Annotated in this window: 18 protein-coding genes, 1 tRNA gene and 1 pseudogene; 14 read left to right on the top strand and 6 right to left on the bottom strand. The window is 64.4% G+C overall.

Translation table 11 applies throughout. From position 1 onward, the window contains the following. Positions 1-57: 57 nt before the first annotated feature. From NH14_RS13015 to NH14_RS13000, 4 genes are all read left to right on the top strand, one after another. On the top strand, positions 58-840 hold the full coding sequence (locus tag NH14_RS13015) for a response regulator transcription factor (RefSeq protein ID WP_035532381.1): 783 nt from the start codon (positions 58-60) through the stop codon (positions 838-840). Between the two features lie 12 nt (positions 841-852). Beyond that, positions 853-2427, top strand: coding sequence for a sensor histidine kinase (locus NH14_RS13010; RefSeq protein WP_035532379.1), 1575 nt, complete (start codon positions 853-855; stop codon positions 2425-2427). Positions 2428-2713: 286 nt separating this feature from the next. Further along, complete coding sequence (locus NH14_RS13005) at positions 2714-4372, top strand: MFS transporter (RefSeq protein WP_035532376.1); 1659 nt, start codon at positions 2714-2716, stop codon at positions 4370-4372. A 115-nt stretch (positions 4373-4487) separates the two neighbouring features. Next, positions 4488-4564 (top strand) — tRNA-Met (locus NH14_RS13000). 92 nt (positions 4565-4656) lie between these two features. On the opposite strand, the gene NH14_RS12995 is transcribed toward NH14_RS13000, so the two are convergent. Next, a complete protein-coding gene (locus tag NH14_RS12995; protein WP_035532373.1) occupies positions 4657-5583 on the bottom strand; it encodes a LysR substrate-binding domain-containing protein in 927 nt (308 codons plus the stop codon). Between the two features lie 111 nt (positions 5584-5694). Here NH14_RS12995 and NH14_RS12990 point away from each other — a divergent pair, with 111 nt between their 5' ends. The 3 genes from NH14_RS12990 to NH14_RS12980 all read left to right on the top strand — a co-directional run bounded on the left by NH14_RS12990 (position 5695) and on the right by NH14_RS12980 (position 8370). Continuing rightward, a complete protein-coding gene (locus NH14_RS12990; protein WP_035532370.1) occupies positions 5695-5991 on the top strand; it encodes an HTD2 family dehydratase in 297 nt (98 codons plus the stop codon). A 102-nt stretch (positions 5992-6093) separates the two neighbouring features. Then, on the top strand, positions 6094-7434 hold the full coding sequence (locus NH14_RS12985; RefSeq protein WP_052148425.1) for an MFS family transporter: 1341 nt from the start codon (positions 6094-6096) through the stop codon (positions 7432-7434). 195 nt (positions 7435-7629) lie between these two features. Continuing rightward, complete coding sequence (locus tag NH14_RS12980) at positions 7630-8370, top strand: class I SAM-dependent methyltransferase (protein ID WP_035532366.1); 741 nt, start codon at positions 7630-7632, stop codon at positions 8368-8370. 50 nt (positions 8371-8420) lie between these two features. On the opposite strand, the pseudogene NH14_RS12975 reads toward NH14_RS12980, so the two are convergent. Then, positions 8421-8943: pseudogene (locus NH14_RS12975) on the bottom strand (GAF domain-containing protein); the annotation flags it as partial. A gap of 113 nt (positions 8944-9056) precedes the next feature. Then, positions 9057-9755, bottom strand: coding sequence for a FadR/GntR family transcriptional regulator (locus NH14_RS12970; RefSeq protein ID WP_035532364.1), 699 nt, complete (start codon positions 9753-9755; stop codon positions 9057-9059). 162 nt (positions 9756-9917) lie between these two features. Between NH14_RS12970 and dgoD the strand changes: the two genes are divergently transcribed. Further along, positions 9918-11066, top strand: a complete 1149-nt coding sequence (dgoD, locus tag NH14_RS12965; RefSeq protein ID WP_035532363.1) for a galactonate dehydratase — start codon at positions 9918-9920, stop codon at positions 11064-11066. Between the two features lie 290 nt (positions 11067-11356). Then, positions 11357-11656, top strand: coding sequence for a hypothetical protein (locus tag NH14_RS12960; protein ID WP_035532359.1), 300 nt, complete (start codon positions 11357-11359; stop codon positions 11654-11656). 65 nt (positions 11657-11721) lie between these two features. On the opposite strand, the gene NH14_RS12955 is transcribed toward NH14_RS12960, so the two are convergent. Further along, positions 11722-12648, bottom strand: coding sequence for a CopD family protein (locus tag NH14_RS12955; protein ID WP_035532357.1), 927 nt, complete (start codon positions 12646-12648; stop codon positions 11722-11724). Between the two features lie 587 nt (positions 12649-13235). Here NH14_RS12955 and NH14_RS12950 point away from each other — a divergent pair. The 4 genes from NH14_RS12950 to NH14_RS12935 all read left to right on the top strand — a co-directional run bounded on the left by NH14_RS12950 (position 13236) and on the right by NH14_RS12935 (position 17962). After that, complete coding sequence (locus NH14_RS12950) at positions 13236-13991, top strand: c-type cytochrome (RefSeq protein WP_035532356.1); 756 nt, start codon at positions 13236-13238, stop codon at positions 13989-13991. A 21-nt stretch (positions 13992-14012) separates the two neighbouring features. Continuing rightward, positions 14013-15308, top strand: a complete 1296-nt coding sequence (locus NH14_RS12945) for a c-type cytochrome (protein WP_035532354.1) — start codon at positions 14013-14015, stop codon at positions 15306-15308. Positions 15309-15416: 108 nt separating this feature from the next. Further along, entirely contained in the window at positions 15417-16037 is a 621-nt protein-coding gene (gene trhA, locus NH14_RS12940; RefSeq protein WP_035532352.1) for a PAQR family membrane homeostasis protein TrhA, read from the top strand. 278 nt (positions 16038-16315) lie between these two features. Further along, positions 16316-17962 (top strand): DEAD/DEAH box helicase, encoded by a 1647-nt coding sequence (locus tag NH14_RS12935; protein ID WP_035532350.1) that lies wholly within the window; start codon positions 16316-16318, stop codon positions 17960-17962. 114 nt (positions 17963-18076) lie between these two features. Here NH14_RS12935 and NH14_RS12930 read toward each other — a convergent pair whose 3' ends face one another. Then, positions 18077-18880, bottom strand: a complete 804-nt coding sequence (locus NH14_RS12930) for a ferritin-like domain-containing protein (protein WP_152617282.1) — start codon at positions 18878-18880, stop codon at positions 18077-18079. Between the two features lie 700 nt (positions 18881-19580). Here NH14_RS12930 and NH14_RS12925 point away from each other — a divergent pair. After that, the gene (locus NH14_RS12925; RefSeq protein ID WP_035532345.1) at positions 19581-19778 is read left to right on the top strand and encodes a hypothetical protein; all 198 of its coding nucleotides are present in this window, start codon (positions 19581-19583) and stop codon (positions 19776-19778) included. A 243-nt stretch (positions 19779-20021) separates the two neighbouring features. On the opposite strand, the gene NH14_RS12920 is transcribed toward NH14_RS12925, so the two are convergent. Further along, positions 20022-20402 (bottom strand): hypothetical protein, encoded by a 381-nt coding sequence (locus NH14_RS12920; RefSeq protein ID WP_035532343.1) that lies wholly within the window; start codon positions 20400-20402, stop codon positions 20022-20024. Between the last annotated feature and the right edge of the window lie 241 nt (positions 20403-20643).

Below are 20643 nucleotides of genomic sequence, written 5' to 3'. Positions count from 1 at the left end.
ACACCCCGCGCCGCACAAAACGGGCATCAAAGCGCGACGAGGGCGACGCTGGCGCACATGCGAATTCTCATTGCCGAAGACGACAGCATACTCGCGGACGGTCTCGTCCGATCACTCCGCCAGGCGGGCTATGCCGTTGATCACGTGCGTCACGGCGTGGATGCCGATACGGCCTTGTCGATGCAGTCGTTCGACCTCCTGATCCTCGATCTGGGCCTGCCGAAAATGCCCGGCCTCGAAGTGCTGCGCCGCTTGCGCGCGCGCAACTCCAACCTCCCTGTGCTGATCCTCACCGCCGCCGACAGCGTGGACGAGCGCGTGAAAGGCCTCGACCTCGGCGCCGACGACTACATGGCCAAGCCCTTCGCGCTCAACGAGCTCGAAGCGCGCGTGCGCGCGCTCACGCGGCGCGGCGCGGGCGGCGGCCCCACGGTCGTGCGCCATGGCGCGCTGGCGTTCGACCAGGTCGGGCGCGTGGCGCGCATCAACGACCAGGTGCTCGATCTCTCGGCGCGCGAACTCGGCGTGCTCGAAGTGCTGCTGCAACGGCTCGGGCGCCTCGTCTCGAAGGAACAGCTCGTCGACCATCTGTGCGAATGGGGCGAGGAAGTGAGCAACAACGCAATCGAGGTCTACGTGCACCGGCTGCGCAAGAAGCTCGAAGCGGGCGGCGTGCGCATCGTGACCGTGCGCGGGCTCGGATATTGCCTCGAAAAAGAAGCAAATCCGCCGAGCGCGAATACGAGTGCGCCCGCGAGCGCTCCCGCGAACGCGCCGACAAGCACCCCGGCGGACGCCGACGCGCCCCCCGCCATGCCGGCCAGCCACTACTACAAATAGCCAGGCGCCACGATGGCCGAGCCCGCTCCCGCAGCCCAGCCCGGCGCGCTCGACGACGAGGCGCGCGACGCCCGCTACGCCAACCCCTTCGCCCCGCCCGACGAGGCCGAAGCCGCCGCCGCGCGCCCGCGCTCGCTGTTCGGCGAGATTCTCGACTGGATGCTCGCGCCGCTCCTGCTGCTCTGGCCGATGAGCATCGCGGTCACCTACCTGGTCGCCAAGTCGATCGCCAACGGCCCGTTCGACCGCGCGCTCGAAACCGACGCCTACGTGCTCGCGCGCCAGATCCATCCGGTCAACGGCGTGGCGGAGCTCTCGCTGCCCGCCTCCACGCGCGACTTCCTGCGCGCCGACAACATCGACAGCGTGTTCTACCAGGTGCTCGGCAGCCGCGGCGAACTGGTGGGTGGCGACCGCGAGATGCCGCTGCCGCGCGACGACGACCGACCGCCCCCCGGCCTCGTGGAATTCCGCGACGACATGCTGCACGGCATCGACATCCGCGTGGCCTATACGACGGTCGAACTGCCCAATCTGTCGGGCTCGCAGCCCGTGCTCGTGCAGGTGGCCGAGACGCTCGACAAGCGCCGGCAGCTCGCCAACGACATCATTAAAGGCGTGATCCTGCCGCAGTTCGTGATCCTGCCGCTCGCGATCCTGCTCGTCTGGTTCGGCCTCTCGCGCGGCCTCGCGCCACTGCACGCGCTGGAATCGAACATGCGCATGCGCCGCCCCGACGACCTCTCGCCGCTCGAAGCGCGGCGCGCACCGCCCGAGATCGAGCCGCTCGTGACCTCGTTCAACGACCTGCTCACGCGCCTCGAACAGAACATGCAGCTGCAAAAGCGCTTTATCGCCGATGCCGCGCACCAGATGAAGACGCCGCTTGCGGGCCTGCGCACCCAGGCCGAGCTGGCGCTGCGCCAGGACGCAAGCGCCGAAGTGCACCGCTCGCTCGAGCAGATCGCGACGAGTTCCGAGCACGCCGCGCGGCTCGTCACGCAACTGCTCGCGCTCGCCCGCGCGGAGAACCGGATGTCAGGGCAGATTTTCGTCCCCGTCGATATCGCCGATGTGGCGCGTCACGCGGTGCGCGACTGGGTGCAGCCCGCGCTCGCCAAGCAGATGGACCTCGGTTACGAAGGTCCGGAGAGCGCAACGAACGACGGCAATGAGAGCGGCGAGCGCGGCGCCCAAGGCCGGGCCGCGCCGGTGCAGGTCGACGGCAACCCCGTGATGCTGCGCGAGATGCTGTCGAACCTGATCGACAATGCGATCCGCTACACGCCGGCCGGCGGCCGCATCACTGTGCGCGTGCGGCCCGAACCCGCCGCGCACGTGGTGCATCTGGAAGTGGAGGACACCGGCATCGGCATTCCGGCGGCCGAGCGCGAACGCGTGCTCGAGCGCTTCTATCGCATCCTCGGGCGCGAGGGCGATGGCAGCGGCCTCGGACTCGCGATCGTGCGCGAAATCGCCGCGATGCACGGCGGCACGCTCACCATCGACGACAACGTCTATCAACTCGAACCGCGCCTCGCCGGCACGCTGGTGCGCGTGACACTGCGTCTGCGCGACGTTAGCTGACGGCAGAACGGGCAAAAACCGGGATGGGACTTACCCTTAGCCGGCGCCAACCCACCTCGCATGAATTCAGCAGATAACCGGATTTATAGAAGCGTTGACCGTCGTTCGATGTGGGTTGCCGAAAATTAGCAAACAACGGGACATCCCGAATGCCCGGCCGAAAAGCGCCTCCGCCGTCAGAACCGCGTAAGTTTCCATTCCAATAATGCTCCGCAGGACCGCACGAGCCCGAGATCGCCGGGAGGCGGGCCATACAGACAAGCGCATACCAAGACTGGAGACACATATGGCAACCGTTGGCGGACAAGTCTCACACGCGCCGATGACCAGCGACGAAAAACGCGTGATCTTCGCGTCGTCGCTCGGCACGGTGTTCGAGTGGTACGACTTCTACCTGGCCGGCTCGCTCGCGGCCTACATCAGCAAAAGCTTCTTCTCCGGCGTGAACCCCACCGCGGGCTTCATCTTCACGTTGCTCGGCTTTGCGGCGGGCTTCGCGGTGCGGCCGTTCGGCGCAATCGTGTTCGGACGCCTCGGCGACCTCGTGGGCCGCAAGCACACGTTCCTCGTCACCATCGTCATTATGGGCCTGTCCACTTTCGTGGTCGGCTTCCTGCCCGGTTACGCGTCGATCGGCATCGCCGCGCCCGTGATCTTCATCGCCATGCGCCTCTTGCAAGGCCTCGCGCTCGGCGGCGAGTACGGCGGCGCGGCGACCTACGTGGCCGAACATGCGCCGCCCGGACGCCGCGGCTTCTACACCTCGTGGATCCAGACCACGGCGACGCTGGGCCTGTTCCTCTCGCTGCTCGTGATCCTCGGCGTGCGCACGACGGTGGGCGAAGAAGCGTTCGCCACCTGGGCATGGCGCATTCCGTTCGTGGCCTCGATCCTGCTGCTCGCGGTTTCGGTGTGGATCCGCCTGCAACTCGACGAATCGCCTGCGTTCAAGCGCATCAAGGCTGAAGGCAAGGTTTCGAAGGCGCCGCTCTCGGAAGCGTTCGGCCAATGGAAGAACCTCAAGGTCGTGATCCTCGCGCTGATCGGCGTGACGGCGGGCCAGGCCGTGGTCTGGTACACGGGCCAGTTCTACGCGCTCTTCTTCCTCACGCAGACGCTCAAGGTTGACGGCGCGAGCGCCAACATCCTGATCGCGCTGGCGCTCTTGATCGGCACGCCGTTCTTCCTGTTCTTCGGCGCGCTCTCCGACAAAATCGGCCGCAAGCCGATCATCATGGCCGGCTGCCTGATCGCGGCGCTCACCTACTTCCCGCTCTTCAAGGCGCTCACGCACTTCGCCAACCCGGCGCTGGAAACCGCGACGGCGCGCGCGCCGATCGTGGTGATCGCGAACCCGGACGAATGCTCGTTCCAGTTCAACCCGGTGGGCACCTCGAAGTTCACGAGCTCGTGCGACATCGCCAAGAGCGCGCTTTCGAAGGCGGGCCTGAACTACTCGAACGTGGCCGCGCCGGCGGGCACGCTCGCGCAGATCAAGGTGGGCGACGCGACGATCGACACCTATGACGGCAAGGCGGCGGGCGCGAAGGAAGCGGGCGCGGCGTTCGAGAAAAAGCTCTCGGGCACGCTGAAATCCGCGGGTTACCCGGCCAAGGCCGACCCGGCGCAACTCAACTGGCCGATGACAGTGGCGATCCTGACGATCCTCGTGATCTTCGTGACGATGGTGTACGGGCCAATCGCGGCGATGCTGGTGGAGATGTTCCCGACGCGCATCCGGTATACGTCGATGTCGCTGCCCTATCACATCGGCAACGGCTGGTTCGGCGGCTTCCTGCCGGCGACGGCCTTCGCGATCGTGGCGGCCAAGGGCGATATCTACTCGGGGCTCTGGTATCCGATCGTCATCGCGCTCGCGACCTGCGTGATTGGCGTGCTGTTCGTGAAGGAGACCAAGGACTCGGATATCTACGCGCAGGATTGATGCGCTGATTTGAAGCACTGATGGACCGGCGCAAACGCCGGTTCGGAGAATCTTGAAAAAAGATGGCGATAGGGGTTGACAGCTTCGCCAGGCATCTTCATAATTCTTCTTTTTAGGCGAATTAGCTCAGCCGGTTAGAGCGACGGAATCATAATCCGCAGGTCCGGGGTTCGAATCCCTGATTCGCCACCAAATGCGAAAGCCCGGTAGATCTTTGATCTACCGGGCTTTTTCACTTTTGGCTCTGCCGGTTACCCGCGAACCCTCTCTTTACCATCCGACTGCTATCCGCCTACCCACCGTGCAGGCCAGGCTCCGGACTCGACCATTTCGCGGATCACGCGCTGAGTCAGCGCGGTCACCGCCGCGCAAGCCAGCGAAGCGGGCCGCGTAACGTTGGTCGCGCAAACCACCCGCCGCTGCATGTGTGGATTGTCGATCACGGCGGTACGCATTTTCCCGTCAGCGACTTCCTGGGCCACCGATCCCAGCGGCAAGATCGTGCTGCCGATACCAGCCTCCACGGCGCGCTTGACGCTGCTGAGCGATTCGATCAACGCAACGACATTCAGCTCCAGTCGCTCTGGAGCGCAAGCATCGTCGATGATGCGCCTCAGCGCATGCTCCGGTCCGGGCAACACCAACGGCCAGCGAGCCACCTCTTTCAACAAAAGCCGCTTGGGCAAGCGCACCTTGGCAGTACTGGTGACAAATACCAGTTGATCGTCCAGCAGCGGGCGCCTGGACAAGCCAGGATCGACTGATTCGCCATACAGCAAAGCCAGGTCGAGCCGTCCGGATTGCAGCCACTCGCGCAAGAATCCGCTGTAAGCCTCGACCAGCTTTAGCCGCACATGGGGCAACTCTGTGCGACAAGCGCTCAGGATCGGCATGGTGGCCGCCAATGCCACGGTGGTGGGCAGGCCCAGAGCAACCTCGCCGCGAGGCACGGCGGCGCAATCCCGTACTGCCATGCGCGCCCGCTCGGCATCGGCAAGCACCACCCTCGCGTGCTCCAGAAATAGCCTCCCCGAGTCAGTCAGACTCATGCCGCGACTGGAGCGATCGAACAGGCGTGCACTGACTTCATGCTCCAGCATGGCGATCTGCTGGCCAAGCGCCGGCTGCGCCACGCCTAGCCGGCCCGAGGCCTTGAGCAAACTGCCGGCTTCCGCGACGCCCACGAAATAGCGAAGTTGGCGAAGCTCCATTCGATACCCCTGTTTCGTTGGCTAGCTGATTTTCATATAGCGCATAGGTCGATTAAGTATTTCACAACTACCGCACGCACCTCCAAAATTCTTCGCGGTAAGGAGACACACATGACCCAGGACCTGGACCATTTGCGCAGTTGGGTCGGCCGCACCGAGACCATCGACAACTTCGCGGCGCCGGCACCGCTGCGCGCATCGGCTGCCACGCTGGATCGCAACGACTCGCCGGTCATGCCCGCTGCCCCCTTGCCTGCCTGCTGGCACTGGCTTTATTTCCTGCCCGCGACGCGCCAATCCGAGATCGGCCTCAACGGCCACCCGCGGCGCGGCGGCTTCCTCCCACTGGTGCCATTGCCCAGCCGCTTTGCGGCCGAACACATCGCCGGCCTGCCCAGGTCGTATTAAGACGGCGCGATCATCATGATGCAACCGCTGCCGATCACAGGGTGACAAGCATGCTCCGCCGGTCCGTGATGCCCGGCGACATATTATTAAGGAGACCAATCAATGACACTTTCTGAACTTTCAAATCCAGCGGACCAAATCCGGGCCCTCCCCGTTACTCGACGCATTCGCGCCATCGTGGGCGCCTGCTCCGGCAACCTGGTGGAGTGGTACGACTTCTTCATCTACGCCTATACCGCGATCTATTTCGCGTCCCAATTTTTCCCGAAGGGGAATCAAACCAGCCAATTGATGGCAACCGCCGGTATTTTTGCCGTCGGCTTTCTCATGCGCCCGCTGGGCGGCTGGATCTTTGGCGCCATTGCAGACACCCACGGCCGCAAGCGAGCGATGATTCTGTCGGTCTTCCTGATGTGCGCGGGCTCCCTCGGCATCGCCGTCATACCGACCTATGAAAGCATTGGCGGCTTGGCCCCCGTGTTGTTGCTGATCGCCCGGCTGGCTCAGGGTCTGTCGGTGGGCGCGGAGTATGGAGCCGGCGCCACGTATATCAGCGAGGTCTCCAGCAAGGGCAACCGCGCTTTCTATGGCTCGTTTCAGTACGCCACCATCATTGCCGGTCAATTGCTGGCACTGCTGACCATCACGGTGCTCCAGCATCTGTTCAGCAAGGACGCCATGCACGAATGGGGCTGGCGCATTCCGTTTTTCATCGGCGCCATCTCGTCAGTCGTGGTCGTCTATCTGCGCCGCTCGATGATCGAAACGCTGGACACCAAGGAGGCGAAGCGCAAGGAAGCGGGCTCGATTCGGGGGCTTCTGCGGCACAAGCGGGCCGTGTTCGTGACGCTGTTCATCACCATGGGCTGCTCGCTGTTCTTCTACACCTTCACCACGTATATGCAGAAGTTCCTGGTCGTGTCCTCGGGTATCGACTCCAAGATCGTCAGCTTGATCATGACATCGGCACTGGTCATCTTCATGTTGCTGCAGCCGGTGTTCGGCCTGCTAGGCGACCGCATTGGAACACGCGCGAACATGATGCTGTTTGGCGCGCTGGCTGCGGTGGCCGTTGTCCCCCTGATGATGGCGCTCAAGCAGACCACCAACCCTTGGGTCGCATTCGGGCTGGTCATGGTCGGCATGGTGATCGCGGCCTTCTATACGCCCGTCACCGGCATTCTCAAGTCGGATCTGTACCCGCCAAGCGTGCGGGCGCTGGGCGTTGGCTTTCCCTATGCCATTGGCAACGCCCTGTGCGGCGGCACCGCCGAATACGTCGCCCTCTGGCTGCGCTCCATCAACGTTGAAAACGCCTTCTTTTACTACGTGGCATTCATGGCCGCGCTCACGTTCCTCGCGGCCTGGCTGATGCCCGACCTGCGCAAGCACGGTTATCTGGATGGCGACGGCCAGGTCGAAGCGAATGCCGGCTTGCGATAACGCGGGCCACGAGCAAGGCTCAACGTATTGCGCACGCGGGCAACGTGCAACAGCCGGCGTTGCCCGGCCGCCGTGCCTGGCGGCTCCCGAACGACCCCTCCTGCCCTGTCAGTTTTTCGCGTAGTCTTCTCACGATACTCGCACCTGCCGACGAATGAGACGACACACTCCGTTCAACCTTGATGATCTCAACCCATGCAGCTCCACGATCCTTACTGCAGCGACATCCGCGATGAGATCGCGGTTCTGAAAGACGTCCTCGAACCGCTACACGCGCAGGGACAATTGCGTAACGTGCTGGAAATCGGCTGCGGCACCGGCGACATGACACGACGAATCGCCGACGCCTGGCCCGACACCAAGGTCTGCGCACTGGAAGTCGACACGATACAACTCGAGAAGAACCAGCAACGCAATCGCCACGACAACATTACCTTTCTCGGCGGCCCCGCCGAACACATACCATTTGGCGCGCGCATCTTCGATGCAGTGCTGATGTTCAAGTCGCTCCACCATGTGCCTGGCGCATTGCTCGATCAGGCACTGAACGAAATTCATCGCGTGCTGCGGCCAGGCGGCGTCGCCTATTTCGCCGAACCCGTGTTTGCAGGAGAACTGAACGAAATCATCCGCCTGTTTCACGACGAGGAAATTGTCCGGCAAGCAGCGTTCGAGGCGCTCGTGCGCGCATCGGACGATTCCCGCTGGGACTGCGCGAGAGAAGTGCACTACCGCGTCCCCGTCCAGTTTCTGGACTTCGAGGACTTCGAACGCAAGGTCATGCGCGTTACGCACAGCGATTTCCAGCTCACGCCAGAACGAATCAAAGAGGTCCGTTGCGCGTTCGAGCCGCACATGACGAACCATGGGGCGCATTTCGGGAGACCCATGCGTGCCAATACATTCGTCAAGGCGCTGTCCAGGGAACTGAGCTAACGCTACTGGCAGGCTCCTTCAACGCGCAGGGTTCCCGCGATGGCGGGCGTCTCGTGGCGCGCGGCATGGAACATCGCCGCCGCGATCAGGCCGGATATCAGCGAGAGCGCTTCGATATCGGCTTCGTCGAATGCATCCACATCGGGCGCCACCACCTTCAGCACGCCCACGGTGGTTTCCAGGTGCTTGAGCGGCGCGACGATCATCGAACGCAGTCCCGCGTGCCGGCACGCTTCGCGATCCACGCGCGGGTCACTTTCCGAGTCGTCGCAGCGCAGGATTTCGCCGCTGCTCACACACAGCCCGGAACAGCCCGGAGAGACTCGTTTCGCGCGCGAGTCGCGGGCCCAGCATGTTCCCGACGCTGCCCGAGGCCGCGCGATACACCATCTCGTGGCCTTCGGCGAGTTCGACCACGGCGCCTTGTGCGCCGGTCAGTTCTTCGGCGCGTTGTGCAACGAAGGCCATCACGCCGCCGAGATCCAGTCCCAGCTTCGCGATATCCGATTGCGCGCGAATGATTTCGAGGAGCGTTGCGTTGTCCAGGGTCGAGACGCCAGTTGAGATTTTCATTGCGACGAACGGTTGCGAAATGAGCCGAATGGCGTTGCGTGAGCGCGCCTGACAGCTCTGAAAGCCAAAGGTCTGATCTATAGCAGGATAGCAAACCCTCGCTGCCACGCCGCTCAGCCTTCGATCCGCTCGCGCGTCACGCGCAGCAGCGCGGCCATCGCGGCGCTCGCCGCCTGCGCATCGCGCCGACCTATCGCCTCGAACACCGCCGTATGGTCGGGCAGCGCGGCGTTGAACACGTCCGCGCGTTTCGCGTTCACGCGCAACTGGCCTTCGAGCGTGCGTTCGATCAGTGTGCCGAGCGGCACCAGCAGCTCATTGCGGCACGCCGCCAGCACCGCGAGGTGAAAGCGCAAGTCGGCGCGCACCCATTCGTCGACGTTGCGCGCTTCGGCCATTGCCGTGTGGGCGTTTGCGAGCCGCTCGAGCGCGGGGGCATCGTGCGCGCTCGCGGCCAGGCCCGCCGCGAACGGCTCGATCATCTCGCGCATCTCCTGGAGCTTGAGCGCGAACGCGAGCGGCGGCGCGACGCGCGCGTACCAGTCGAGCAAGTCGGCGTCGAGCAGATTCCATGCTGCGCGCTCGCGCACCCGCGTGCCCACCTTCGGACGCGACTCCACGAGCCCCTTCGAGGTTAGCGTGCGCAAAGCCTCGCGCAACACCGTGCGGCTCACGTCGAAGGCCGCCATGAGGTCGGCCTCGCGGGGCAGTATCTCGGCGGGCGCGTAGTCGCCGCGCAGGATCGCGCTGCCGAGTTCGAACGCCACCGTTCCATGCAGATCGCGCTGAATGACCGTTCTCCTGGGGGTTATGTCCGCTGTAAAAGCCCAGATACTGGGAGTCCAGACGAAATAGTACTATTAATAGCACTTAAAAGCGATTTTTGCAGTAGCATGGTCTTCAGCGTGGCGACACGTGACGATGTCGCCACGCGCCGCGCAATTGATTGGCTTTGATGGGATGGGAGACCCCGCATGAAAATTACCAAGCTCGAAACCTTCGTCGTGCCGCCCCGCTGGTGCTTTCTCAAGATCGAAACGGATGAGGGCATCGTCGGTTGGGGCGAGCCCATTGTCGAAGGCCGCGCGCATACGGTCGCAGCCGCGGTCGACGAACTCGCCGACTATCTGATCGGCAAGGATCCGCTGCTTATCGAAGATCACTGGCAGGTGATGTATCGCGCAGGCTTTTACCGCGGCGGTCCCATCTCGATGAGCGCGATCGCGGGGGTGGACCAGGCGCTCTGGGACATCTTGGGCAAGCATCATGGCGTGCCCGTGCACGCGCTGCTCGGCGGCCAGGTGCGCGACAAGATCAAGGTCTACTCGTGGATCGGCGGCGACCGTCCGAGCGATGTCGCGAACAACGCGCGCGCCGTAGTCGAGCGCGGCTTCAAGGCCGTCAAGATGAACGGCTCGGAAGAGCTGCAGATCATCGACACGTTCGACAAAGTCCAGGGCGTGATCAACAACGTCGCGGCGGTGCGTGAGGCCGTGGGGCCGAACGTCGGCATCGGCGTGGACTTTCATGGCCGCGTGCACAAGCCGATGGCCAAGGTGCTCGCGAAGGAGCTCGATCCGTACAAGCTGATGTTCATCGAGGAGCCGGTGCTCTCGGAGAATGTCGAGGCGCTGCGCGACATCGTCAATCAGACGAGCACGCCGATCGCGCTGGGCGAGCGTCTGTACTCGCGCTGGGATTTCAAGCACGTCCTCGCGGGCGGCTATGTGGACATCATCCAGCCCGATGCCTCGCACGCGGGCGGCATTACCGAGTGCCGCAAGATTGCCGCGATGGCCGAGGCCTACGATATCGCGCTCGCGCTGCATTGTCCGCTCGGGCCCATCGCGCTCGCGACATGCTTGCAGATCGACGCGGTGAGCTACAACGCGTTCATCCAGGAGCAGAGTCTCGGCATCCACTACAACAAGGGCAACGATCTGCTCGACTACATCAGGAATCCCGAGGTCTTCAAGTACGAGGACGGCTTCGTGTCGATTCCGCAAGGTCCGGGTCTCGGCATCGAGGTCAACGAGGAGAAGGTGCGCGAGATGGCGAAGACGGGACATCGCTGGCGCAACCCGGTCTGGCGTCATGAGGACGGCAGCGTCGCCGAGTGGTGATCGCATTGCCAACGCGCGTTACGTGACACGCTCGCTGTCGCGCGTTTCAGCGCCGTAACGTTTGAGGCCGTTTTGCGGCCCAAAAGCCGCGACATGCCTTCGGGCGGGTTCTGCGAATGGCGCTTTCGCGCATAGCGAAAGCGTCTGCGAACGCCCGTCACGCAAGGCTCCGCGCGCTTCGGACCCTGCCCGCGCGCCATGCGCGGCGCCATCGGCGGCGACTTCCGGCCTTCGCTGGCCTGCTCCTTGCTGAATTCCCTGCGGCACTCATACCCGCCGCAGGGATTCACATGCAAGCCATGCTCCCCGACTATCTGATCCGCGAACAGGCCGCCGTTGGCGCTTTGGTCGTCTTTGGCCTGATGCGCGTGATCGTTGCCGCAGTCGCGTGCACGCGCGGCTGGCGCATCCTCGTTGTCGAGCAGAGCCTGATCGGCCTCGCGGTGCTGTGGTGCGCGCCGCAGCTCGTCGAGCTGATCGCTCACCCTTCGTCAGCGCTCGCGCTCGCCGAACTCGAAGGCAAGGCCATCGGCTGCGCCATCGCCCTCTTCTTTTCGCCGATCCTCAGTCACCGGCTCGGCTACGAATGAGGCTGCGCTAACGCTCGAACGAAGGTGTACGTGCGATGCGCGAACGCCTTCATTGATCCGGCGTTTCAGCCCTGCAACACATAGCCCGGCACGCTGTGCCCAAGCACCGCCGCGACGACGAGCACCGCCATCATCACCAGCGCTTCGAGATGCAGCACGTTGACGAAGCGGCGCGCCGCGGCCGTCGACGCCGCGCGGCGCAGTTCGGGCATCGCCACGAGGCGGTTAAAGCCGCCCAGCAACATGACCAGCACGACGAGAGCCAGCTTGGCGAGCAGCACGTGGCCCCATGCGCTCGTCACGAGCGCTTCAGGCGATCCGCCGGTGCCGCGCAGCGCATTGAACACGCCCGTCGCGAGCACGAGCCCCACGGCGAACAGCGCCACATTCGACACTTGCCCGGCCGTGCGGATCAGCACGCCGCGCGCCGTCGATGCGCCGAGCGCCGGCAGCACGGCCAGCCCGCCGGCCATCACGATGCCGCTCCATGCGCTCGCGCTGAGCACGTGCAGCGTCTGCACGCCGAGCGCCGCCGAGGCAAAGCCGGCATCGGCGGCATGGCCGAGTCCCGCGCGCCCGGCGGCCGTGGCGATGAGCGCGAGCCACAACACGCCGTCGCGTGCCGCACTGGCCGGCATCAGCGCCATGGCGGCCACCACCAGCGCGCCCACGAACGCAACGCTCCACGCGTGGCCCACGTGCGTTTGCGCGAGCACCGTCGGCACGACGCCGAATGAACCGGGCAGCGTCCCGCCGCTGATTGACGCGCTTTCGTACAACAGCCACATGGCGAGCGCGACCACGAGCACGAACGAGCCCGCCCGCAACGATGTTTGCGCGCGCAGCCATGCGGGCCGCGCCGGCGCAACCGCGCTGCGTGCGTCTTTTTCGAGCCATGCGCCATAGAGTGTCGAACCCAGCGCGAACGCATAGGCGATGTTCACGAGGGCGGCCATCGCGACCTGCCCGATCCACAACCAGTCAGCTTTCATCGGACCACGACCTCCAGGCATTCACGACATACGGGGAGCGGGGCAAGATCTGCTGCGCGCGGCTGCGGCATCGAGTGGGAATGTGCAATTGGAGTCATCGAGACGAGTGGCAAGGAAACAACAAGAAAACAAGGTGAAGTCAACATCGACGTTGGCGCAACGATGCACGCGTTCCGGTGGCGCGCATGCGTGCCAGTTCGCGACGTGCCTGCTTCGATAGCCGGCGCGCCGATCGGTTCAACCATGAACAACCCATGAACGAGCCGCGAACGAACGGCGAACACGCTGCGGGCATGCGCGGCACGCACCGATGCGCATGGCATGCAGTGAGGCGCAAGCAGGGTCAATCCCGAGTCGCGGATCGGCCAACAGGTGCAGAATCATAACCGGCGACGTTGCGACTCTCTGCCGCAATCGCGTTCGGGCAGGCCTGTGCAGGCGACCCGATAGCGCGCGTGGCAAATAGTCACTATCAGGTCGCGATGATAGAATCTGCTGCGTCGCCGCGGCGCGCACGGTCTTCTGTTTCAAGCGCGCGCAGCCTACTAGCCGGGTCGTTCGAAGCCTGGTCAGGTCCACGATAAAGAATGGAGTCGCGCGTGTCCCCAAGACGTATCTCCAGACCGCTCAATACGCTTGCCGCGCCGCTGTTGGCCGCCTTCCTGTTCGGCACGACCGGTATCCTTAGCGCAGCGTCCGCCCAGACCCCGCAGCCCAAAGCCCCCGACACGATTGCAGCGCGCGTGCAGGGCTGTACCGCGTGTCACGGCACGCACGGCCAGGGGACCGACAATGACTACTTCCCGCGCCTCGCTGGCAAACCGGCGGAGTACCTGTACAACCAGCTGATGAATTTTCGCGAGGGTCGCCGCAAGTACCCTCCGATGAATTACCTGGTCACGTATCTCTCCGACGACTACCTGCACGAGATCGCGACGTACTTCTCGCAGCAGCGGCCACCCTACCCGCCGCCTTCGAAGTCGGCGGTCGCCGAAAGCACGCTCAAGCGCGGCCGCGAGATCGTGCTGCATGGCGACCCGGCAAAACAGGTGCCCGCGTGCGCGGCCTGTCACGGCGCGAAACTCACCGGCATGGAGCCCGCGATTCCGGGCCTCGTCGGCCTGCATTCGGACTACATCAGCGCGCAGATCGGCGCCTGGCGTTCGGGCTCGCGCCACGCCAAGGCGCCCGACTGCATGCATGAGATCGCCACGCGCCTCACGGATGACGACGTGAACTCGGTCGCTGCCTGGCTCTCGACGCAAAGCGCACCGCAAAATCCCGTGCCGGCACCGGCTGGCTCGTTGAAGACGCCGCTTGCATGCGGCAGCGAACCGCAATAAGGCGCCGGGGGAGACAGCCATATGAACCGCAAGTCCCTGTTCGCACTTTCCGCAGTCGTCGTCACCGCCGCCGCCACGCTCGTGCCGGTGCTGTGGAACGGCACCGACTATCTGCGCAACAGCTCGGCGCGGGCAGCCACGCCCGCCGACCAGTCCGAACTCATCAAGAAGGGCGAGCTGCTCGCCCGCGCCGGCGACTGCGTGGCCTGCCACACGGTGCGCGGCGGCAAGACCTTCGCGGGCGGCCTGCCGATGGCGACGCCATTCGGCACGCTCTATACGCCGAACATCACGCCCGACGACAAATACGGCATCGGCAAATGGACCGCCGACGACTTCTATCGCGCCATGCACACGGGCCGTTCGAAGGACGGGAGCCTGCTCTACCCGGCCTTCCCGTTCACGAGCTACACGAAGGTCACGCGCGCCGATTCGGACGCAATCTATGCGTACCTGCGCTCGGTGGAGCCCGTGAACGTGCCGAGCCGCCCGCACGAGCTCAAGTTCCCGTTCAACAACCGCAACCTGCTGATCGGCTGGCGCACGCTGTTCTTCCGTGAAGGCGAGTACAAGGCCGACCCCACCAAGTCGGTCGAATGGAATCGCGGCGCTTATCTGGTCGAGGGCCTCGGCCACTGCGGCATGTGCCACACGTCCATCAACATGATGGGCGGGCCGGTCAACTCGTCGGCGTTCGCGGGCGGCCTGATCCCGCTGCAGAACTGGTACGCGCCGTCGCTCACCTCGAGCGAAGGCGGCCTCGGCGACTGGGACATCAAGGAGATTTCGAGCCTTCTGAAAACCGGCGTCTCGGAACGCGGCGCGGTATTCGGTCCGATGGCGGACGTGGTCCATAACAGTCTGCAATATCTCCCGGACGACGATATCCAGGCGATGGCGACCTACCTCAAGACGATTCCACAAAAGAAGGAAGCGCCTGAGAACATGCAGATGGAAACATCCGAAGCGTTCGGAGGCGAACTCTTACAGCAAGGTCAGAAGATCTACCATGACCAGTGTGCAAAGTGTCACGCGGAAAACGGTCTCGGCATGCCGCCGAACTTCCCGCCGCTCGCGAACAACCAGTCGATCCAGATGCATTCGGCGGTGAATCCGATCCGCATGGTGCTCAACGGCGGCTATCCGCCCAGCACGCAGGGCAATGCGCGCCCCTACGGCATGCCGCCGTTCGCGCAATCGCTGTCCAACCAGGAAGTGGCGGCGGTCGTGACGTTCATCCGCATGTCGTGGGGCAACAAGGGCACGCCGGTGTCCCCGCAACAGGTGGCCGATCTGCGCTCCGCACCGCTCGACTGACGCTCGTTTGTTATAGTGGCGTCTGCCTGATCAAGGGCGCAGCCGGCAAAACGCCGCCGGCTGCGCCCTTCGCTATTGTTGGGGCAAGAAGAACAAGGAGTAGCCGTCATGAACCCGGGTGAGCGTCTGAATAGCATTACGCACCTCGTGGGCGCGTTGCTGTCGGTCGCCGGGCTGGTTTCGCTAGTGACGCTCGCCGCGCTCGATCACGACGCGTACAAGGTCGTGAGCTTCGCCGTCTACGGCGCCATGCTGTGCGCGCTGTACACCGTCTCCACGCTGTATCACGGCGTGCGCGGGCCGCGCATCAAGGCCGTGATGCAGAAATGCGATCATGCCGCGATCTATCTGCTGATCGCGGGCAGCTATACTCCGTTCTCGCTTGTCACGCTGCGCGGGCCGTGGGGCTGGTCGCTCTTCGGCGTAAGCTGGGGGCTTGCCATATTCGGCATCGTGCAGGAACTCACGATCGGGCGCCGCACTCGCAAGCTCTCGATGGTGCTGTACGTGATCATGGGCTGGCTCGCGCTGGTCGCGGCCGGGCCGCTCCTTGGCGCGCTGCCGGCCGCCGGTACAGCGTGGTTGCTGGCAGGCGGCATCATCTATAGCGTCGGCATTTATTTTTTCGTCAACGACGAACGCATCCGGCACGGACATGGTATCTGGCATCTGTTCGTGCTCGCCGGGAGCGTCTGTCAATTCGTGAGCGTCGCGGCCTACGTCGCGTGATGCGCCGCCGGCACATTCACCGGACGCACACAGGGCGCACACAGGGCGCACGTTGCCCATACGAAGACCATCGCGCGGCGGCCGCAGTGTCCGCAGCTGCGCGATGCAACTTTACGCCAGCAGGCGGGTCTGCATAGACCGCCGACACCCGGCGCGCGCACTGGCGCGCCGTCCGAATGAACGCGAGCGGGCGCAACCGCATCTCGCGCGCCGCGCCGTGTTGTTGCCTCGGCCAGCAGCGCCTTGCCACTCGCGCCACTGCAATACAACAGGTCTTTATGTCTTTTGATTCTCTCGGCTTGTCCGAACCGCTGGTCCGCGCCGTCAACGAACTGGGCTACACCACGCCCACGCCTATCCAGCTGCAAGCCATTCCCGCCGTGCTGAACGGCGGCGATCTGCTCGCCGGCGCCCAGACCGGCACCGGCAAGACCGCCGGCTTCACGCTGCCCATCCTGCAGCGTCTGTCCGATATGCCGCCCGCCGCTTCAGGCAAACGCGTCGTGCGCGCGCTCATTCTCACGCCCACGCGCGAGCTGGCCGCCCAAGTCGAGGAAAGCGTGCGCGCCTACGGCAAGTATCTGAAGCTCAAGTCGACGGTGATGTTCGGCGGCGTGGGCATCAATCCGCAGATCGACGCGCTCAAGCGCGGCGTGGACATCGTGGTCGCGACGCCGGGCCGTCTGCTCGATCACATGCAGCAGAAGACCATCGACCTCGCGCATCTCGAAATCCTCGTGCTCGACGAAGCCGACCGCATGCTCGACATGGGCTTCATCCACGACATCAAGCGCGTGCTCGCGAAACTGCCGCCGAAGCGCCAGAACCTGCTCTTCTCGGCCACCTTCGCCGACGAGATCAAGGCGCTCGCCGACAGCCTGCTCGACTCGCCCGCGCTCATCGAAGTCGCGCGCCGCAACACCACGGCGGAAACCGTCGCGCAGAAGATCTACCCCGTCGATCGCGACCGCAAGCGCGACCTGCTCACGCACCTGATCCGCCAGCACAACTGGTTCCAGGTGCTCGTGTTCACGCGCACCAAGCACGGCGCGAATCGCCTTGCCGAGCAGCTCACGAAGGACGGCATCAGCGCGCTCGCGATCCATGGCAACAAGAGCCAGTCGGCCCGCACGCGCGCCTTGAGCGAGTTCAAGGATGGCACACTGCAGGTGCTCGTGGCCACCGACATCGCCGCGCGCGGCATCGACATCGACCAGTTGCCGCACGTGGTCAACTTCGACCTGCCGAACGTGCCCGAGGACTACGTGCACCGCATCGGCCGCACCGGACGCGCGGGCGCGACAGGCGAAGCGGTTTCGCTCGTCTGCGTGGACGAGCACCAGCTGCTGAAGGACATCGAAAAGCTCATCAAGCGCGCGGTGCCGCAAGAGGTCATTGCGGGCTTCGAGCCGGACCCGAACGCAAAGCCCGAGCCGATCTTGCGCCGTGGCCAGCAGCAAGGCCGTGGGCAGCGTCAAGGGCAAGGCCAGGGGCGTGCTGCGGCCGGCAATGCCGCGGCGGCCAAACCCGCACAGGGACGTGAAGGACGCGACACGCGTGGCGGCAACCGCGAGGGTGGCCGCGACGGGAACCGCGCTCAGGCGGCCAATGGCGGTGGAAATCGCGCCAACGGCGGTGGCAATCGTGGTGACAACAGCGGTGGCAACGGCGGCGGCCAGCGCCCAGCCAAGCCCGCCGCGCCGAACGGCGTGCGCACGGCCAAGCCGGTGAAGCAGCAAAGCGCGAATCACGGCGCGCCGGGCAGCCGCGGCGAGCACACGCGCCGCGAAAGCCAGCGCGGGGTGTCGCACGAAAGCGCGCTAGGACGCCCGCAACGCAAGCCGCAATCGAATCCGGGCGCCCTGCTCGGCGGCCGCCCGGGCGGAAGCTCGCGCCGCGACGGCAACGGCCAGCGCGACCGTTGATCGTGCGTTAATAGCCGTTAGTCGCTGAACGTACAAAGGCCCGCTGTTTAGCGGGCCTTTGCGTTTTCAACCGAACTTCAAGCCGGATAGCCGGCCAAGCAGCAAGACGGCGCTTCAGCGGAAGAACACGTGCTGCGTGATCTTCGCGAGCGGATAGTGCACGCCCGGCTGAATCTTCGCGGGAATGTCGAGCGGCTTGAGCAGCATCTTCACGCACATGTCGGCGGAAAGATTGTGGCGCACGAGCTTGTTCACGCGCGCCGTCAGTTCGCGGTTGTAGGCGAGATCCTTCACCCGGTCGGGATAGCGAACCGCGAACACGTGACGCAACGCGATCTCCGAGTCCTCGTTCTTGATCTCCATCACACGACGCATGAGCGCGCCGAGCACGGCGAGGCGCCCATGGCCTTCGACCTGGTTGTACTTCTTGAAGTAGCGGAAAAAGTGCTTGTAGTGGCGCACTTCGTCGCTGCGGATGTTGTCGGTGATTTCCTTGAGCACCGGCTCGTCCGAGCATTCGCCGATCGCTCGATAGAGCGTGGCCGTGCCCGTCTCCACCACGCAGCGCGCGACCATTTCCAGCGCGCGCGTGCGCTCGAACTCCTCGAATGAGCAGGTCTTCGAATACTCTTCGATGAAGTTTCGGAATGCCGTGTCCCAGTCGAATTCGGGCCAGACATACTGAATGTAGGTCTTCAGCGCGCGTCCATGCTGAAGCTCCTCGTGTTCCCACTCGTTGTTGAGCCACTCGGAAACTTCTGGGTCACCGTTGAAGAAGACGCTGAGGTTGCTCGTGTACAGGTCTGAACCGCTTTCAATGAACGACGACGCACACAGCAGCAACAGCAGGTCTTCGTTGGTGCGGGCACGCTGACAGTCGATCCGCGTGAGGTCGATATCTTCGATACGCCAGGGCATTACGTGGCGAGGCTCGGTCTTGTTGCGCATTCTGTCTTGCTCCAAAGCGGCCCCTTTTCGCGTGGCGCGCCACCGGGGTGGCAACCCGGACTTGCGTTTGCACCGCGCGGTGAAAGGCACCAGCCGTCATTACTTCATCTTAGATGTTGTTTCGCGAAGCTGCAGTCTGAGAGCACAGACCGATCCCGCTTACCGCAGTTCCAGGAAGAGTCGACTTGTAAGGCGCATGCGAGCGCGTTGTCATGCCCCGATTAGACGCCAGAGCGCGTGGCGGCGGGGGCACCGGCGACCTTGCGCCGCGCGTGCAGGCTCCCGCTACGCACCCGCACATGCGCCGGGCGCCGTCGCTGCGCTCTCCCGCGCTGCGGCAAAAACTTGAAGTGAAATCAAGGATCTGCGCGCAGAGCTCGACCGCCGCAGCATGCACGGAATGTCAAACAGAATATTTTCAGAGAGTGATTTGTACAACGCAGGGCGGTTGACTACACTCCAGTTCCCCGGCGTCGATCCGGGCTGGATGCCGTTTGCATTGTGTGTCGCCGCTTTGCAGATTCCGTGACGCACGACAGCAAATGGACCGCACATCCGGCACACAAATCGCGCCGTTGCAGGCTTTCGCTCACACCCACCGCATGATTGTCGTCACGCCGCCCAGCGGGCCGCGATTGACGACCTCTGATGCGGCAACACGGAGAGAACGATGCTGAGTCCGCATGAATTCGCCACCCTGCTGCTAGTGAAGGACGCCCCCAACCAGATCGACATGGAACGTGAAGAACTGGACGCCCTCCTCGAACGACAGCTCGTCCAGTTGGAGCGCCTCGCGTCCGGTCTCCAGCAGTGGCGACTGACAGAAATCGGCGACTCCGCGTTGCGCGCCATCAAACGATTGTCATAGAGGAACCGGCACGTGGCACGCGCGCCGGCCTGCGTCCTCTCGCTGACGCCTGGCTAATTTTTCTCGACCTGCGCGGACGTCGGAACCGTCCGCGAGCGGGATGTGTCGGGACCTTCCCCGATGCAGGCGCACGGCTGTAGACGTACGCCTGCAGTGCATGGTCACGCGGACCCGCGCGCTTCATGCCCGCGTGACCATTTTTTTCGTGCCTGCGCAGAAGAATGATGCGCCGCTACGCCGCGTTCAGCCCCCGCGCAGCGTAGGGTCGGCCGCTGCGCGCCATGACAGCGCCAGGGCGCGCTGCTCGTTGAGATACGTCACCCATTGGTTGCGTGCCGGTGCGTTCTCGCCCGCACCGTGCGCGGCGTACTGCTGCGCCAGAGCGGCCTGGAAGCTGCAGAACTGCGCCTGCGACAGCTTGCCGTGACGGTTCGCCACCCAGGCGTCGTAGACAGCCGAATAGACGGCCGGCGTATCGCCGCCATAGTCGGCTTGCTGAGCGCTGCACATCTGCTGCAATTGGGCGAATGGCGGCGCGCTCCCGCCCAGGAGCCCCGGTCCGCCGGCGCATCCGGCACACCCGACGGCCAGCACCGCCGCACCGATCATCGCAAGTCCACGCATCGCTATCCCCTCGTCTTTATTCGCCTGGCGCGACCGATTTCCGCCGGTTTCGACGGCGTTCGGTCACGCTGGCTATTGTCGCATCGCGCGGCGCGCGCCACACCCTGACCGCGCAGGCCCATGCCTCACTGGAAAGTCGGATAGAAGGCCGCCGCGGCCGTGGGCCGGCCCCCGCAAAAGCACGTATCATGACGTTTTCAACCTTCCCGTCTTGCGCGGCCACCCGCGCCGCGCCTGGCCC

Source organism: Paraburkholderia sacchari (genome assembly GCF_000785435.2).
Classification (GTDB): domain Bacteria; phylum Pseudomonadota; class Gammaproteobacteria; order Burkholderiales; family Burkholderiaceae; genus Paraburkholderia; species Paraburkholderia sacchari.
The sequence above is the reverse complement of the archived record's forward strand: the minus strand, read 5'-3'. Positions and strand labels throughout refer to the sequence as shown.

Bases quoted from the DNA above. Each gene is read 5' to 3' on its own strand.
- trhA (WP_035532352.1), top strand. From the start codon at position 15,417: ATGAACCCGGGTGAGCGTCTGAATAGCATTACGCACCTCGTGGGCGCG.
- NH14_RS13005 (WP_035532376.1), top strand. From the start codon at position 2,714: ATGGCAACCGTTGGCGGACAAGTCTCACACGCGCCGATGACCAGCGAC.
- NH14_RS12925 (WP_035532345.1), top strand. From the start codon at position 19,581: ATGCTGAGTCCGCATGAATTCGCCACCCTGCTGCTAGTGAAGGACGCC.
- NH14_RS12955 (WP_035532357.1), bottom strand. From the start codon at position 12,648: ATGAAAGCTGACTGGTTGTGGATCGGGCAGGTCGCGATGGCCGCCCTC.
- NH14_RS12980 (WP_035532366.1), top strand. From the start codon at position 7,630: ATGCAGCTCCACGATCCTTACTGCAGCGACATCCGCGATGAGATCGCG.
- NH14_RS12930 (WP_152617282.1), bottom strand. From the start codon at position 18,880: ATGCCCTGGCGTATCGAAGATATCGACCTCACGCGGATCGACTGTCAG.
- dgoD (WP_035532363.1), top strand. From the start codon at position 9,918: ATGAAAATTACCAAGCTCGAAACCTTCGTCGTGCCGCCCCGCTGGTGC.
- NH14_RS12935 (WP_035532350.1), top strand. From the start codon at position 16,316: ATGTCTTTTGATTCTCTCGGCTTGTCCGAACCGCTGGTCCGCGCCGTC.
- NH14_RS12985 (WP_052148425.1), top strand. From the start codon at position 6,094: ATGACACTTTCTGAACTTTCAAATCCAGCGGACCAAATCCGGGCCCTC.
- NH14_RS12960 (WP_035532359.1), top strand. From the start codon at position 11,357: ATGCAAGCCATGCTCCCCGACTATCTGATCCGCGAACAGGCCGCCGTT.
- NH14_RS12995 (WP_035532373.1), bottom strand. From the start codon at position 5,583: ATGGAGCTTCGCCAACTTCGCTATTTCGTGGGCGTCGCGGAAGCCGGC.
- NH14_RS13015 (WP_035532381.1), top strand. From the start codon at position 58: ATGCGAATTCTCATTGCCGAAGACGACAGCATACTCGCGGACGGTCTC.
- NH14_RS12920 (WP_035532343.1), bottom strand. From the start codon at position 20,402: ATGCGTGGACTTGCGATGATCGGTGCGGCGGTGCTGGCCGTCGGGTGT.
- NH14_RS12950 (WP_035532356.1), top strand. From the start codon at position 13,236: ATGGAGTCGCGCGTGTCCCCAAGACGTATCTCCAGACCGCTCAATACG.
- NH14_RS12945 (WP_035532354.1), top strand. From the start codon at position 14,013: ATGAACCGCAAGTCCCTGTTCGCACTTTCCGCAGTCGTCGTCACCGCC.
- NH14_RS13010 (WP_035532379.1), top strand. From the start codon at position 853: ATGGCCGAGCCCGCTCCCGCAGCCCAGCCCGGCGCGCTCGACGACGAG.
- NH14_RS12990 (WP_035532370.1), top strand. From the start codon at position 5,695: ATGACCCAGGACCTGGACCATTTGCGCAGTTGGGTCGGCCGCACCGAG.